At 69.7% G+C, this 15,190-nt stretch carries 10 protein-coding genes; 2 read left to right on the top strand and 8 right to left on the bottom strand.

What is annotated here, in order from left to right; translation table 11 throughout:
• Positions 1-24: 24 nt before the first annotated feature.
• Positions 25-1,986, bottom strand: coding sequence for a DUF5107 domain-containing protein (locus ACIBK4_RS28015; RefSeq protein WP_398998762.1), 1,962 nt, complete (start codon positions 1,984-1,986; stop codon positions 25-27).
• A 158-nt stretch (positions 1,987-2,144) separates the two neighbouring features.
• On the opposite strand from ACIBK4_RS28015, the gene ACIBK4_RS28010 reads away from it, so the two are divergent.
• Positions 2,145-2,492 (top strand): DUF6204 family protein, encoded by a 348-nt coding sequence (locus ACIBK4_RS28010; protein ID WP_398998760.1) that lies wholly within the window; start codon positions 2,145-2,147, stop codon positions 2,490-2,492.
• On the opposite strand, the gene ACIBK4_RS28005 is transcribed toward ACIBK4_RS28010, so the two are convergent.
• The 7 genes from ACIBK4_RS28005 to ACIBK4_RS27975 all read right to left on the bottom strand — a co-directional run bounded on the left by ACIBK4_RS28005 (position 2,464) and on the right by ACIBK4_RS27975 (position 10,306).
• Positions 2,464-3,015 (bottom strand): GNAT family N-acetyltransferase, encoded by a 552-nt coding sequence (locus ACIBK4_RS28005; RefSeq protein WP_398998758.1) that lies wholly within the window; start codon positions 3,013-3,015, stop codon positions 2,464-2,466. The two genes, ACIBK4_RS28010 and ACIBK4_RS28005, sit on opposite strands and share 29 nt — an antisense overlap.
• Before the next feature lie 20 nt (positions 3,016-3,035).
• The gene (locus ACIBK4_RS28000) at positions 3,036-3,278 is read right to left on the bottom strand and encodes a LapA family protein (protein ID WP_266774077.1); all 243 of its coding nucleotides are present in this window, start codon (positions 3,276-3,278) and stop codon (positions 3,036-3,038) included.
• A gap of 43 nt (positions 3,279-3,321) precedes the next feature.
• On the bottom strand, positions 3,322-5,115 hold the full coding sequence (locus ACIBK4_RS27995) for a CocE/NonD family hydrolase (RefSeq protein ID WP_398998755.1): 1,794 nt from the start codon (positions 5,113-5,115) through the stop codon (positions 3,322-3,324).
• 160 nt (positions 5,116-5,275) lie between these two features.
• Positions 5,276-6,205: an LD-carboxypeptidase gene (locus ACIBK4_RS27990; protein WP_398998753.1), complete on the bottom strand. Its 930-nt coding sequence runs from the start codon at positions 6,203-6,205 to the stop codon at positions 5,276-5,278.
• The gene (locus ACIBK4_RS27985; protein ID WP_398999217.1) at positions 6,202-8,154 is read right to left on the bottom strand and encodes a prolyl oligopeptidase family serine peptidase; all 1,953 of its coding nucleotides are present in this window, start codon (positions 8,152-8,154) and stop codon (positions 6,202-6,204) included. Before ACIBK4_RS27985 ends, ACIBK4_RS27990 begins: the two co-directional genes overlap by 4 nt.
• Before the next feature lie 15 nt (positions 8,155-8,169).
• Entirely contained in the window at positions 8,170-9,480 is a 1,311-nt protein-coding gene (locus tag ACIBK4_RS27980; RefSeq protein ID WP_398998751.1) for a M20/M25/M40 family metallo-hydrolase, read from the bottom strand.
• Positions 9,473-10,306, bottom strand: a complete 834-nt coding sequence (locus ACIBK4_RS27975; RefSeq protein WP_398998749.1) for a M55 family metallopeptidase — start codon at positions 10,304-10,306, stop codon at positions 9,473-9,475. Before ACIBK4_RS27975 ends, ACIBK4_RS27980 begins: the two co-directional genes overlap by 8 nt.
• 575 nt (positions 10,307-10,881) lie before the next feature.
• Between ACIBK4_RS27975 and ACIBK4_RS27970 the strand changes: the two genes are divergently transcribed.
• A complete protein-coding gene (locus ACIBK4_RS27970; protein WP_398998747.1) occupies positions 10,882-15,162 on the top strand; it encodes a discoidin domain-containing protein in 4,281 nt (1,426 codons plus the stop codon).
• Positions 15,163-15,190: the final 28 nt, after the last annotated feature.

Raw genomic sequence — 15,190 nt, 5'->3', positions numbered from 1 at the left:
GCCGCCGGTCCACGCTCCGTCGGCTCAGGGCGTGTCCGGCCGCATCCTGAAGTCGTAGCGCGTCGGCAGTGGTTCATCGGTCAGCCGGGACCACAGTCGGCCGATCGACTCGGCGCCCTCGCGCAGGTCGGCGACCTCGAAGCCCTCGGCGAAGACGGCCCACGCGTCGTCGCGCCGCCCTTCCGCGAGCAGCAACTCGGCCTGGAGCAACAGGAATCGGCCGCGTTCCCGGGTCGCGGGATGCAGCATCTCCCAGACGGCACGGGCATCGGCCGTCCGTCGCACCCGCAGCAGCGCCTCGACGGCCTCCCGCCCGAGCGCGGCCGTCGCGGCGGTCCACCGCTCCCCCGCGTCCCGCCGCTCATGGCACAGATCGGCGAATGCCTCGTTGTACCGGTCCGCGGCCCGCTCGTGATTGCCCGCCTCCTGATCCGCCACGGCGAGACAGCGCAGCAACGGCCAGAGGGACGGGGCGAGTTCGAGGGCGCGCTCCCAACTGCGCACCGCCTGCGCCCGATCACCGGCATGCCACTGCGCGACGCCGAGGTGGTACTCGGTGAGCGGGGTCGCGGGCGCCGTCTCCAGCATGTCCCGCCAGTGCGAGGCGACCAGTGTCTCCCCCGGCGGCCGGACCCGGCGCGGCTCGGGCAGGACACCGCTCCGCAGCAGTTCCACCCAGGGCTCCTGGGCCTCGCCGAGCGTGGACTCCTCGAAGGGCGTGCCGGGCAACTTCCAGTCGGCGCGCAGGACTTCGAGCGCGCCCCAGCCGGAGCCGGTCGCGAGTGTCTCGCCGGGTTCGGCGTCGGCGTACGGCTTCCACGCGGTGTAGGCGGCGTCCAAGTCGGCGCGGGGCAGGGCGGTTTCGAGCCGCGCCTCGGCACCGTCCACGACGGTGGACCACTCCCCGTCGGCCCGCGCGTCGAGCGGTCCGTACGCCTCCAGCCAGGACACCTCGCTCTCCGGGTCCAGCCGCACGTGCTCCAACTGCGTTCGCGCCAGGCCCGCTTGGATCTCGCAGTAGCCACCGGTCCCCGGCTCGGTGAGCCACTCCTGCCAGCGCCGGCCGCCGCTGCCCGTGCCCCACACGAACAGCTTGCGCCCGCGCAGTACGTCGGTGGACGTCTGCACCAGCCCGTGTCCGTCCGCGTCGAGCGCGGCGATCCAGCGGCGCCGGTCGTCCGGCACCTCGTAGAAGTAGTCGGCCGCGTAAGGGCTGTTGAGGGGGTAGGACCGGTCCACTCCGTCGTACGACGGCACGGGCACCCGGCGCAGCCGCCGCTCGTACCCGAAGTGCCAGGCCTCCGACGCCGGTGCGAGGACCCGGCGTTCCTCCGGTACCGCGATGTTGGACCACCAGTAGGTGGGCGCGGGCCGCTCGTGCGGGTTGCGGACGCGGACGCCGACGTAGAGGAAGTCGGAGCCGTCCGGGAGCCAGAGGTCGACCTGGAAGGGGAGGTCGCGGAGGCGTTCCCACTCCCACAGGCGGAGCATCTCGCCGCCGTCGGGGGCGGGGACGCGGGCCGCGTGCAGGGGTGCGCAGGAGAGGGTGGTGTGGCCGGTCGCGCCGATGTTCCACTCGATGCCGCCGGAGAACCAGGCGCCGTTGAGGGCGAAGTTCGCGGGCTGCAACACCGGGTTGCGGTACAGGAGTTCACGGTCGGTGGGCTTGTGGACGAGGGAGGCGATGCGGCCGCCGAGGGCGGGGAGCACGGTGGCGCGGAGCCGGTCGTTCTCGATCACGAGGGCGTCGATGCGGCGGGGCGTGCGGTCTCTGTCGTAGCCGTCCCGGACGCGGGTCGGCAGCAGGCTGCGGAGGGGTTCGTAGCCGACCTGGCGGGCCATGTCGCGGGGCAGGTCCTCGCGGTCGCGGTCGTCTATGCGGTGTTCCTCGTCGAGCGGACGCAGTGGGGGCAGCGGGTTGTCGGGACCCAACTCCGCTGCGGGGAGCGTCAGTACCTCACGTCGGATCGTCGTCACGATCACCATGGAACCCGGCAACGGGTGCGGTGGCCAGGGGCATTGCCAGTCAGGATTCCGCAAAGACGGGGGCCTACGGGGGCGGGCGGAAAATTCCGCGTGCGGTCGCCGCCCGCCGTCGTACAGTCGGGCCGTTCGACGACAGGGACCGAGGAGTGGAACGGCTGATGGGCGAGCAGCACACGTACCGGGTGATCGTCCGGGGCACCTGGGACGCGCTGACGGACGAGGCGCGGGAGCGGCTGCTGGGCGAGGCGGCACAGCACGGGATGCTGAGCATGCGGTTCAGCGAGGAGGGCTCGCTCAGTTACGAACCGGCGCCGCTCAAGCACTTCTCGTGGCGTTATGTGGTGGTCTCGGACGCGGCCGACGGCGACGAGATGGCGGCCGCGCTCGCGGAGGACCGCGCCGAGACCGCGCTGAAGGGCCTCGGCTACGGCTTCCGTGACCTGAAGTCGACGGTCACGGACCTCGACACGATGAAGGTCAACCGGAAGTCCGCATCTCGGCGGTGATCGCCCAGCGCTCGTGGTCCCGCCACGCGCCGTCGATGTAGATCATGTCCGGCGAGAAGCCTTCGAGCCGGAAACCGCAGCTGCGGGCGAGGGCGATCGAGGGGAGGTTGGTGGGCTGCACGTTGATTTCGAGGCGGTGCAAGCGCATCGGCCCGAAGGCGTGCCCCACCACGAGGTTCATCCCCTCGCGCATCAGCCCGCGCCCGGCCGCGTGCGCGAAGACGCCGTAGCCGAGCGCTCCGCACTGGAAGCCGCCCTCGACGATGTTGTTGATGTTGATGAACCCGGCGATGTCCCCGCCGTCCACCTCGCACACAAGGAACCCGGCCTTGGCCGGATCCTGGATCAGCCGCCGCGCGTAGGCGGTGTAGGCGTCCCCGCTGGCCGGCGGGAACAGCCACGGCTGGTGCAGGTCCTTGCTCTCCCGGGCACGCGCGGTGAACTCGGCACCGTCCTCGTACGTGAAGTGACGTATGCCCACGCGGGGGCCCTCGGCGAGATAACGGGATGCGGTGTGCGGCATCCCGTCACCTTAGTTCGGGGTCAGCGGCGCCGTCGCATGAAATACCACCCGCACAGGGCACCGATGACCGCCGTGCCCAGCAGCGCCATCCACAGAGGCATGGTGACCTCGGGGATCAGCAGACGGATCTTGGTGGCGCGGGTGTTCTCGAAGATGAAGATCAGGGCCAGCACGGCGAGCAGCAGAACCGTGATCCGGGCGGGCGTCAGCACGCGTTCCCGCTGGCCGGTCCTACCGCCGCTCTCGGTGGTCTTCGGGCTCATGACTCCAGGGTGAGCCCGAATCGGCCATCACGCACGGTGAGACTCAGTCCGCGACGACCGGCAGCTCCAGCACCCCGGTGTCCTGCGGCGAGCTGACCACCGTGACCGGCTTGATCCCTCGGTTCCCGGTGTACGCGTCGTCGCTCGCCGCGATCACGAACCGCAGCCGGTGCCCCTTCGCGTACCGGTGCACGATCCCCGGCAGGGTCACCGTGAAGCTCTTCGTGACGTCCGGCACGCGGACAGGAGCGACCAACCTGTGGACCAGGGTCTTCGTGCCGTCGGGGGCGACGTCGTAGAGCTTGGCGAAGAGGACCAGGTTGTCGGCGGCGTCGCCGGAGTTCTGGACGCGCCGCGCCTTCGGCGAGACGACCTTGAGCGTGGCCTTCGGAGCGCCCACGATGTCCGTCGTGCGCGTGAGGGGTTCGCTGGTCCAGCCCAGGTAGGTGCCGGCCGTGTCGTACGGCGCCGGGTCCGGCAGGCCGATCGTCCCGCTCAGCGAACTCTCCGAATGGCTCGTGGGGACAAGCCAGTTGGTGTAGCTGCGACTGCCGCGCACCACCTTCGACCGGTTGTCGACCAGCTTGCCGTCGCCGGAGAGGTACAACTTCTCGTCGAGGGCGGGGAGTTGGTTCGTGGTGGCGTAGGTGTGGGCGGGGTCCGTGATCCAGTCGCGGTAGTAGGCGAAGGCCGGTCCCGTGTCCGTGTTCTTCCGCTGGAGCAGGTAGCGGTCGAACCAGGCGAGGATCCGCCTCCCGACGTAACTCGACTCCAAGTCGCCCTGGCTCAGGTCGAGTTCACCGGCGGCCGGGTCGGTCATCCCGCCGCTGTGCCCCCAGGACTGCCAGACCATCTTCGTGGTCGTCCCCTGCGCCTTCAGCGTCTTGTACGTCGCCGTCGCCTCGTTGAGGTTGAACAGGGTGTCGGCCTGGCCCTGGACGAGGAGCGTCGGCGCCTCGACCCGGTTCAGATACGACACCGGCGAGACGCCGCGCGCGTACGCGAGCAGGTCCGCCGTCGCCTTGGCGGGATAGCTCCCGGCGTTCAGGGTGCGGATTATGGCGCAGGCCCGGGTGACGAAGTGCACGCAGCCGAGGGAGTTGATCCGGGTCGGGTCGAGGCCCGGGACGGTCAGGGGCTGGGTCTCGCCGATGAGGTAGAAGCCGTTGGTCCACTGCCATTTGAAGGCACCGGGACCGGTGTAACTCCCTTGCCCCACCGCGTTGTTGGGGTCGAGCGAGTACGCCAGGTCGTTCCAGGTGATCAGGGGGACGAGCACGTCGACCCGGTGGTCCACGGCCGCTGTCGCCAACTGGATCGCTCCGCCGTACGAGCCGCCGATCATCCCGACGCGCGGGTCGCCCTTCGCGTCGAGCGTCACGAAGTCGGCCCTGGTGCCGTCGTCGGCGGCCCGTATCCCGGCCAGGAAGTCGATCAGCCCGGACGCGGCTTGGCCGTCGATGCCCGGGTCGTCGAGCGAGACGAGACACCCGGACTTGCCGAAGCCGAGCCCGGAGTAGACGAGTCCGACATAGCCGCGCTGCGCGAAGGCCTTGCCGACGGCGTCCGTCGAACCGTCCGACTTGCTGCCGCCGAACCCGTTGGTGGCCAGGACGGCGGGTGCCGGGTGGGCGCGGTCGACGCCTGCGGGCCGGTACAGATCGGCGTCGACCGTGCAGTCACGGCCGCCCGCGGGGACGGTGAACTTCAGTGCGGTGACGGTGTATTGGTCGGCGGCGGTGGCGGGGGTGCCGAGGGCGAGCGGGGCGGAGAGGGTGAGCGGGGCGGTGAGAGTGAGAGCCAGCGCGGCGCGGATTCCGAGCGCACGACGGGACACAGGGACCTCCACACTGAGGACAACCCGACTGAGGGAGCAGCGACTTACCGACCGGTAAGTACCTGTCCACGCCCATGGTGTGACACGTGTCAGAGCAGGTCAATCACCGTGAAGGGTGTTTCTTGACAGGAATTCAACAAGCGGTCCGACACTGCGGCCGCTAGCGCAGCGCGGGCTCGTCCAGCGTCAACGTGCCCTCGTCCGCGTCCAGTTCGGCGCTCACGCCGAGCGGTATCGTCAGCGCCCCGTCGCAGTGCCCGAACCCGAACTCCTCGACGACGGGTACGCCGAGTCCGGCGAGCCGGTCGACGAGCACCGGGCGCAGGTGCTCGTACGGTCCGCAGCGCGCCCACGAGCCGAGCGCGATCCCGGCGACGCCGTCCAGCCAGCCGCTGCGCAGGAGTTGGGTGAGCATCCGGTCGATGCGGTAGGCCAGTTCGCCGACGTCCTCGATCATCAGCAGCCCGCCGCGCGCACCGGCGGGCGCGTGCGGGGTGCCGAGGTCGGAGGCGAGCAGGCTGAGACAGCCGCCGAGGGTGACGCCCCGGGCCCGCCCCGGGACCATCGCGCCGCCGGCCGGCACGGCCCGGATGGTCCGCACGGACTCGGGGTCGAAGAGGGTCGCCCTCATGTGCTCTTGTGCGCGGGCGTTCTTGATGAAGTCGACGCCGGCCGCGGCGGGCCCGTACAGGGTGACCAGGCCGAGCCGTGCGGCGAACGCCTGGTGCAGGACGGTGGGGTCGCTGAAGCCGACGAAGACCTTCGGTCCGGCGGCCCGCATCGCCTCCCAGTCGAGCAGGTCGACGATGCGCTGCACGCCGTAGCCGCCCCGTGCGCACAGGACGGCGGCCACGGACGGGTCGCACCAGGCGTTCTGCAGATCGGCCGCGCGGTCGGCGTCCGTGCCCGCCAGATAGCCCAACTCGCCGTGCCGGTCCAGCACATGGGGTGCCACGACCGGGTCGACGTCCCAGCCGCGCAGGATGTCGAGGCCCGCCTCCAGCCGTTCCTCGGACACCGGGCCGCTGGGTGCGACGACGGCCACGCGGGCGCCGGGGGCGAGTCGGAACGGGCGGACGAGCGCGGTCACTTGGTGAGCTCCAGGGTGGGGATGCCGGGCGGGTCGATGCCGAAGACCTGGGCGTAGAGGGAGAGTTCGGCCTCCAGGGCGCGGATCATGGTGTCGGCGCGGCGGAAGCCGTGGCCCTCGCCCTCGAACGCGAGGTAGGCGTGCGGGACTTGGCGTCCGCGCATCTGCTCCAGGAAGCGTTCGCACTGGACGGGCGGGCAGATCACGTCGGCCAGGCCCTGCATCAGCAGGAAGGGTGCGGTGACCTGGTCGGCGTGCTCGACGGGTGAGCGCTCGACGTAGCGGGCGGGCACCTCGGCGAGGGGTCCGACCAGGGTCTCCAGGTACCGGGACTCGAAGTCGTGGGTCTCCCCCGAGGCCCAGTTGGCCAGGTCGAGCACCGGATAGATGATGGTGCCGCAGGCGTAGACGTCGGTCGTCACGAGGGACGCGGCGCTGGTCCAGCCGCCCGCGCTGCCGCCCCGGATCGCGAGCCGGGCGCGGTCGGCGGTGCCCTCGGCGGCGAGGGCCAGCGCTACGGCCGCGCAGTCATCGACGTCGACGACGCCCCACTGTTCGCGCAGCCGGTTGCGGTACTCGCGGCCGTGTCCGGTCGAGCCGCCGTAGTTGACCTCGGCGACGCCGATGCCGCGTGAGGTGAAGTAGGCGATCTCCAGGTCGAGGACGAGGGCCGCCCGGCTGGTGGGTCCGCCGTGCGCCCAGATGACGTACGGCGGCAGTTCGTTGCCGGGTGCGGCCCAACTCGGGTTGTGGGGTGGGTAGATGTGGGCGTGGATGTCACGTCCGGCGGGGCCGGTGAAGGTGCGGATCTGCGGTTCGGGGTAGTGGGCGGGGTCCACGGGGTCGTCGTGGGCGGCGCCGATCACCCGCGCCCGGCCGGTCCGGGTGTCCAGCTCGACGACCTCGTAGGCGCTGCGCGGGCTGGCCCCGACGCCGACGATCCGCTCGCCGTGCACCGCGAGGGTGGACGCGAACTCGGTCCAGGGTCCGGCCGCGTCGACGACCTCGCCGGTCTCGGGGTCCAGGACGCCGAGCGCGGTGGCGCCCCGGCCGTGCACGACGGCGATCGGCCCGCTCTCCAGGGGTGCGAACCAGCGCTGGCCGAGCTTCCACAGCGGCCCGCCGAACTCCTCCTCGCGGGCACACAGTGGCTGGTGGTCGCGGTACAGGTTCCACCAGCCGGTGCGGTCGCTGGCGTAGAGCAGCGAGCCGTCGAAGCCCCAGTCGACCTGGGCGATCGACTCCTCGGGGCCGCCGGCGACGATCCGGGGCGCCCCGAACGTCCCGTCGACCGCGACCTCGGCGAGCACCAACTCCGTGCCGTCCCACGGCATTCGAGGGTGATCCCAGGCGAGCCAGGCCGCCTGCCGCCCGTCGGGCGAGACGCGGGGCCCGGACACGAACCGGTGCCGGTCGTCGGTGAGTTCGCGTACGGCGTCCCGGTCCTCGGCCGCGGTGCCGTCCAGCGGTACGGCGGCCAGCACGCGTCGCACATCGCCGGGGGCCTCGCCGGTGAACTCCTCCAGCACGCACCACACTTCACCCAGGTCGGGGCGCAACTGCGGTTCCGCCCAACGGAGTCCGCCGCCCACCGGTGACACGGGAGTGAGCGGGCTCGGGTCGCTTCCGGGGTCGTAGCGGTAGAGGCGCTGGTCGGTGAAGTTCGCGAAGACCACGAGGGGTTCGCCGTCCTGGACCGTTCCGGCCCAGGGCTGTCCGCCGTACTCCATGACGCGGCTGCGAACGTTCCACGGGGCCGGCAGGATCGATTCCTCTGAGCCGTCCGCGCGGCGGCGGACCAGGGTGCGGCGGCCGCCCTCGGTGGGCCGGGGTTCGGTCCACCAGGCCTCGTCGCCGACGAAACCGACGTACTCGGGGTGTCCGTCGTGCGCGGCGGCGAGTGCCGCGTCGATGGGCGAGGGCCACGAGCCGTACGCCAAAGTGTGCACGTTCTCCCCCACTTGCTAGGCGTTCCTCAGAAAGCGGTCCAGGACACGGACGCCGAAATGCAGTGCCTCGACGGGGACGCGTTCGTCGACTCCGTGGAACAACGCCTGGTAGTCGAGGCCCTCCGGGAGCTTCAGCGGTGCGAAGCCGTACCCGGTGATACCGAGGCGCGAGAACTGTTTGGCGTCCGTACCGCCGGACATGCAGTACGGGACCACATGGCCTTCGGGCGCGAACTCCTCTACTGCAGCCCGCATCTGAGCGTATGTCAGGGAATCGGTCGGTGCCTGGAGGGCGACCTCGCGGTGGTGGAACTCCCAGTCGACGTCCGGTCCGGTGAGCCGGTCCAGGGTGGTGCGGAACTCGTCCTCGCCGCCCGGGAGATAGCGTCCGTCGACGTAGGCCACGGCCTCGCCCGGGATCACGTTGACCTTGTAACCGGCGTTCAGCATGGTCGGGTTGGCGCTGTTGCGGACGGTGGCCTCGACGAGTTTCGCCGCCGGGCCGAGCTTGGTGAGGAGTCCGTCGACGTCGTCGAAGTCGGGGTCGATGCCGTACAGAGCGGCGAGTTCGGTGAGGGCCGCGCGGACGGTCGGGGTGAGTCGTAGCGGCCATGCGTGCTCGCCGATACGGGTGATCGCGGCGGAGAGGCGCGTGACGGCGTTCTCGTGGTTGACCTTGGAGCCGTGGCCGGCCCGGCCGCGTGCGGTCAACTTCAGCCAGCCGGTGCCGCGTTCGCCGGCGGCGATGGGGTAGATCTCCCGGCCGCCGCCGTCGTGGAAGGTGAACGCCCCTGATTCGCTGATGCCTTCGGTGCAGCCCTCGAAGAGCCCGGCGTGCCGGTCGGCGAGGAAGCCGGAGCCGTCCTCGGCGCTCGCCTCCTCGTCGGCGGTGAACGCGATCACGAGGTCGCGTCGGGGTCGTACTCCGAGCCGGGCCCAGGCGCGGACGACGGCGAGGATCATCGCGTCCATGTTCTTCATGTCGACCGCGCCGCGTCCCCAGACGACCCCGTCGCGGATCTCCCCGGAGAAGGGGTGCACGGTCCAGTCCTCGGCCTGTGCCGGTACGACGTCCAGGTGACCGTGCACGAGCAGGGCGTCCGCGGCGGGGTCGGTGCCCTCGATGCGGGCGACGACGTTGGTGCGGCCCTCGGACCGTTCCAGCAGGGTCGGTTCGAGCCCCGCACCGGCCAGTCGCTCGGCGGCGTACTCGGCCGCGGGTCTCTCCCGGCAGTCGCCGCCGCCCCGGTTGGTCGTGTCGATGCGGATGAGGTCCGAGGTGAACGTCACGACCTCGTCCAGGGCCCGCTCGTCGATGTCAGCCATACTGCTCCTCCACAGCGGCCGAGACGATCGTGGTGACCGCCTTGAAGGTCCGGATCCCCTCGTACATGGTCTCGTGGGTGTACGCCACCTTGCGCTCGCCGACCCGCTCGACACCCGGGACCACGGTGGCGGCCATCGCGAGGTGTTCGGCGTCGAATTCGAGGGCGACGGTGAACGGGCCGCCCCGCACCGGTTCCTGACGGACCGCCAGTTTCGCCGCCTCCTTCGCCGCCTCGCGGATGTCGGCGGCCGTCCTGGCCGGGGTCCGGCACACGGCCGCGTACCGCGACACATGGTCCTTGACCGCCACCTTCAGCGCCTCGGGCGCGTACCCGAGGGCGTCCTCGCAGGCCACGTCGTCACCGGTGACCAGGACGACCGGTACCCCGTACTCGGCGACGACATGCGCGTTCAGCAGCCCCTCGCTCGCACGCACGTCGTTCAGCCACACGCCGGTGATCGAGTTCGCGAGGTAGGTGTGGGCGAGGACGCCCTCCATGCCGGCGCCCGCGTGGTAGCCGACGAACGCGATGCCGTCGACGTCGCCGTGCTGCACGCCCTCCACCATGGAGAGGGACTTGTGGCGTCCGGTGAGCATCTCGGTGCGCTCGTCGAGCTGTTCGAGCAGCAGGTTGCGCATCGTCCAGTGGGCCTCGTTGACGAGCACCTCGTCGGCGCCGCCGTCGTAGAAACCGAGGACGGCCGCGTTCACGTCCGAGGTGAACATCGAACGGCACCGCTCCCACTGCGGTGTCCCCGGCAACACGTCGGCCGGCCAGGTGACGCCGGTCGCACCCTCCATGTCGGCGCTGATGAGGATCTTCATGGGGCATCACGTTACGCGTCGAGGGGGAATCCGCCAGGAAGAGAGGAGGGCGTTCCACCGTGTTCCGCGCCGCGCGTCGGCCGGTCCCGTGTCCCGGTTCAGCCGTTGCGCCTCGACCGTCCGGTCCTCGAACACGCCGGTGAGTTCGAGGCTCACGATGCCGTGGACCGGGTCCAGATCAAGATAGCGCAAGAATTTGCACAGCTTGCGTTCACTTGCGTTCTCGGAACGCAAGCCCGCGACCGCCGTCGAGTCGCGGATCGGACCACACGGGACCGTCAAGCCTGCCCCGACACCCACCACTTGACTGCTTCACCGGCGCGGAAGGGGCCCTCGCGTCGCCGTCGTTCCCGAGTGGTGAGTGCTTCTGGTGAAAATTGCGCTGTTCCTGCTGTAGACCCATCCACTCTGCTCTGCAATATTTCGATGAAACAACGCAAAATTCTGGCTCACACTCCTTACTCATCGCCTCGCACTCATCACCCCGCACCTTTCTGCTCCTGCACCACTCCGCCAGGAACGAGCCGCCCTCGCCGCCCCACCGGCGCGCGAGCCTCCGCAGGAAGTGACCCCGTATGTCTCGACTGTCTCGACACAAGCAGAGATCCCCCAGACGCTGTGCGGCGATCGCCGCGCTCGCCTCCGCCGTGATGGTGCTGGGCCTGCCCGCCGTGGGCGCGCACGCGGCCGGCGGTCCCAACGTCGCCGCGGGCGCGAAGAGCACCGCGGGCAGCACCCGTGGCGCGCACAAGGCCACCAACATCACCGACGGCGACACCGACACCTACTGGCAGGCCGGGAAGAAGTCGGCGCAGTGGGTACAGACCGACCTCGGAAGCAGCAAGCGCGTCCGACAAGTCGTGCTGCGGTTGCCCGAGGGCTGGCAGACCCGCAAGCAGACGCTGGCGCTCCAGGGCAGCGACGACGGCAAGAGCTTCACGACGCTCAAGTCCTCGGCGCAGTACGTCTTCAGCCCCGGCGACGACAACACCGTGAAGATCTCGGTGCCTTCGGCCCTCGCCCGGTACGTGCGGGCCGACTTCAGCGCCAACTCGGTCGCCGGAACAGCCCAGTTGGCCGAGATGCAGGTACTCACGGCCACCGCCCAGACCGCCAACCTCGCCCTGGGCAAGCCCTTCAGCGAGAGCGGGCACGCCGATGTCTACGGCGCGGCCAACGCCGGTGACGGCAACCAGAACACGTACTGGGAGAGCACGAACAACGCCTTCCCGCAGTGGCTCCAGGTCGATCTCGGCTCGTCGGTCAAGGTCAACCAGGTGACGCTGCGGCTGCCGAGCAGCTGGCCGAGCCGCAGCCAGACACTCAAGATCCAGGGCTCGACCGACAACCAGAACTTCACCGACCTGACGGCCTCGAAGGCGTACACCTTCGACAGTTCCACCGCCCAGTCGACGACGATCGCCTTCGACGCGACCACCACGCGGTACGTGCGGGTGCTGATCACGGCGAACACCGGCTGGCCCGCCGGTCAGGTGTCCGAGCTGGAGGTCTACGGTCCGGCGACCGGTGACACCCAGGCGCCCACCGCGCCGACGAACCTGAGCTACACCGAACCGGCCACCGGGCAGATCGAGTTGAACTGGGCCGCGGCCACCGACGACACGGGCGTGACCGGCTACGACATCTACGCCAACGGGCAGTTGAGGTCGAGCGTCGCCGGCAACGTGCTGACGTACACGGACACGCAGCCGGCCGGCAGTGACATCACGTACTTCGTGCGGGCCAAGGACGCGGCGGGCAACGTCTCCGCCAACAGCAACAGCGTCACCCGCAAGGGTTCGACCGGCGACACCCAGGCCCCCACCGCGCCGGGCAACCTCGCCTACACGCAGTCGGGCAGCGACGTGAAGCTCACCTGGCAGGCGTCGAGTGACAACGTCCAGGTCACCGGGTACGACGTGTACGCCAACGACCAGCTCGTCAAGTCCCTTGCCGGTGACGTGACTTCGTACACCGACACCCCGTCGGCGACGGCCACGGTCACCTATTACGTGAAGGCCAAGGACGCCGCCGGGAACGTGTCGGTGGCGAGCAACAGCGTCACGCGGGCGGGTTCCGGCGGCGGTTCCGACCTCGCGCAGGGCAAGCCCATCGAGGCCTCGTCGTACACCTTCACGTATGTCGCCGCGAACGCCAACGACGGTCAGGTGAGCACCTATTGGGAGAGCGGGGGCGGCGCCTACCCGGCCACCCTCACCACCAAGCTGGGTGCCAACGCCGACCTCAGTCAGGTGGTCGTCAAGCTGAACCCCGACCCCGCGTGGTCGACGCGCACGCAGAACATCCAGGTGCTGGGCCGCGACCAGGACGCGACCGCGTTCACGAGTCTCGTCGCGGCGAAGGACTACGTCTTCAACCCGGCGAGCGGCAACACGGTGACCATCCCGGTCTCGGGCGCCGCCGCCGACATCCAGCTCAAGTTCGCCTCCAACACCGGTGCCCCGGGCGGGCAGGTTGCCGAGTTCCAGGTGATCGGCACCCCGGCCGCCAACCCGGACCTCAAGGTCACCGGCATCACCCACACGCCCGCGGCCCCGGTCGAGTCGGACGCCATCAGCCTGACGGCGACGGTCACCAACAGCGGCAGCAAGGCGTCCAAGGCCACCGACCTGAACTTCACGCTCGGCGGCACCAAGGCCGCCACGGCAGACGTCCCGGTGCTCGCGGCCGGCGCGTCGACGACGGTCACGGCGAGCATCGGCACGCGGGACGCGGGGAGTTACCCGGTCGGCGCCGAGGTGGACCCGTCCAACAAGGTCATCGAGCAGAACGAGGGCAACAACGTCTACACCGCTCCCGACGCCCTCGTCGTCAAGCCGGTCTCCAGCTCCGACCTGGTCGCCGCACCGGTCGCCTGGACCCCGTCCAGCGCCTCGGCTGGCGACAACGTCACGTTCACCGTGGCGATCAAGAACCAGGGGACGGTCGACTCGGCCTCCGGCGCCCACGGCGTCACGCTCACCGTCCTGGACGGCAACGGCAACACCGTCAAGACCCTCACCGGCTCCTACAACGGCACCATCGCGGCCGGCCAGACGACCGCACCGGTGAGCCTCGGCTCGTGGACGGCGGTCAACGGCAAGTTCACGGTCAAGACGGTCATCGCCGACGACACGAACGAACTCCCGGTCAAGCGGACCAACAACACCACCACACAACCCCTGTTCGTCGGCCGCGGTGCCGACATGCCGTACGACATGTACGAGGCCGAGGACGGCACAGTGGGCGGCGGCGCCCAGGTCGTCGGACCGAACCGGACCGTCGGCGACATCGCCGGAGAGGCGAGCGGCCGCAAGGCGGTGACCCTCAACTCGACCGGCCAGTACGTCGAATGGACCACCCGCGCGGCGACCAACACCCTCGTCACCCGCTTCTCCATCCCCGACGGCACCACCACCACGCTCGACGTCTACGTCGACGGCCAGTTCCTCAAGGCCATCGACCTCACCTCCAAGTACGCCTGGCTGTACGGCGCCGAGACCGCGCCCGGCAACTCGCCGAGTGCCGGTACCCAGCGCCACATCTACGACGAGGCAAATCTCCTGCTGGGCAGGACAGTTCCGGCAGGTTCCAAGATCCGCCTCCAGAAGGACGCGGCCAACACCTCCACCTACGCCATCGACTTCGTCAACACCGAGCAGGCGACGGCGACTCCGAACCCGGACCCGGCCGCCTACGCGGTCCCGGCCGGCTTCTCCCAGCAGGACGTGCAGAACGCGCTCGACGCGGTCCGCATGGACACCACGGGCAAGCTCGTCGGCGTCTATCTGCCCGCCGGCGACTACGAGACCTCCAGCAAACTGCAGGTCTACGGCAAGGCGGTCAAGGTCGTCGGAGCCGGGCCGTGGTTCACCCGCTTCCACGCCCCCGCCTCGCAGGAGAACACCGACATCGGCATCCGGGCCGAGGCCACTGCCAACGGTTCGTCGTTCACCGGCTTCGCCTACTTCGGGAACTACACCTCCCGAATCGACGGCCCCGGCAAGGTATTCGACTTCTCCAACGTCTCCAACATCACCATCGACAACATCTGGGTCGAGCACATGGTGTGCATGTACTGGGGCGCCAACACCGACAACATCACCATCGAGAACTCCCGCATCCGGGACACGTTCGCCGACGGCATCAACATGACGAACGGCTCCACGGACAACCACGTCGTCAACAACGACGCCCGCGCCACCGGCGACGACAGCTTCGCGCTCTTCTCGGCGATCGACGCGGGCGGCGCCGACGAGAAGAACAACCTCTACGAGAACCTGACGTCGACCCTCACCTGGCGTGCGGCCGGTATCGCCGTCTACGGCGGCTACAACAACACCTTCCGCAACATCCGGGTCGCCGACACCCTGGTCTACTCCGGCATCACGATCTCCTCCCTGGACTTCGGCTACCCGATGAACGGCTTCGGGACCGATCCGACGACGATCGAGAACGTCTCCCTGGACAGAACGGGCGGCCACTTCTGGGGCTCCCAGGTCTTCCCGGCCATCTGGGCGTTCTCGGCCTCGAAGGTCTTCCAGGGCATCCGGGTCAACGACGTGGACATCGACAACTCCACGTACGGCGGAGTGATGTTCCAGACCAACTACGTAGGCGGGCAACCGCAGTTCCCGGTGAAGGACACGATCTTCACCGACATCTCCATCACCAACTCCAAGAAGAGCGGAGACGCGTTCGACGCCAAGTCCGGGTGGGGCATCTGGGCCAACGAGTTGCCGGAACCCGGTCAGGGACCGGCCGTGGGTTCGGCGACCTTCGTCAACCTGCGGATGAGCGGCAACGCGCAGGACATCCGCAACACCACGTCCACCTTCACGATCAACGTCCAGTAACTCCCGCCAGTAGAAGCTGAAGCGGGGC

The organism is Streptomyces sp. NPDC050528, from assembly GCF_044457795.1.
Lineage (GTDB): Bacteria > Actinomycetota > Actinomycetes > Streptomycetales > Streptomycetaceae > Streptomyces.
Note: the sequence above shows the minus strand (reverse complement) of the source record. Positions and strands in the feature narration are given on the sequence as shown.

Excerpts from the sequence above, each read along its gene's own strand:
- ACIBK4_RS28015 (WP_398998762.1), bottom strand. The coding sequence starts at position 1,986 with ATGGTGATCGTGACGACGATCCGACGTGAGGTACTGACGCTCCCCGCA.
- ACIBK4_RS28010 (WP_398998760.1), top strand. The coding sequence starts at position 2,145 with ATGGGCGAGCAGCACACGTACCGGGTGATCGTCCGGGGCACCTGGGAC.
- ACIBK4_RS28005 (WP_398998758.1), bottom strand. The coding sequence starts at position 3,015 with ATGCCGCACACCGCATCCCGTTATCTCGCCGAGGGCCCCCGCGTGGGC.
- ACIBK4_RS28000 (WP_266774077.1), bottom strand. The coding sequence starts at position 3,278 with ATGAGCCCGAAGACCACCGAGAGCGGCGGTAGGACCGGCCAGCGGGAA.
- ACIBK4_RS27980 (WP_398998751.1), bottom strand. The coding sequence starts at position 9,480 with ATGGCTGACATCGACGAGCGGGCCCTGGACGAGGTCGTGACGTTCACC.
- ACIBK4_RS27975 (WP_398998749.1), bottom strand. The coding sequence starts at position 10,306 with ATGAAGATCCTCATCAGCGCCGACATGGAGGGTGCGACCGGCGTCACC.
- ACIBK4_RS27970 (WP_398998747.1), top strand. The coding sequence starts at position 10,882 with ATGTCTCGACTGTCTCGACACAAGCAGAGATCCCCCAGACGCTGTGCG.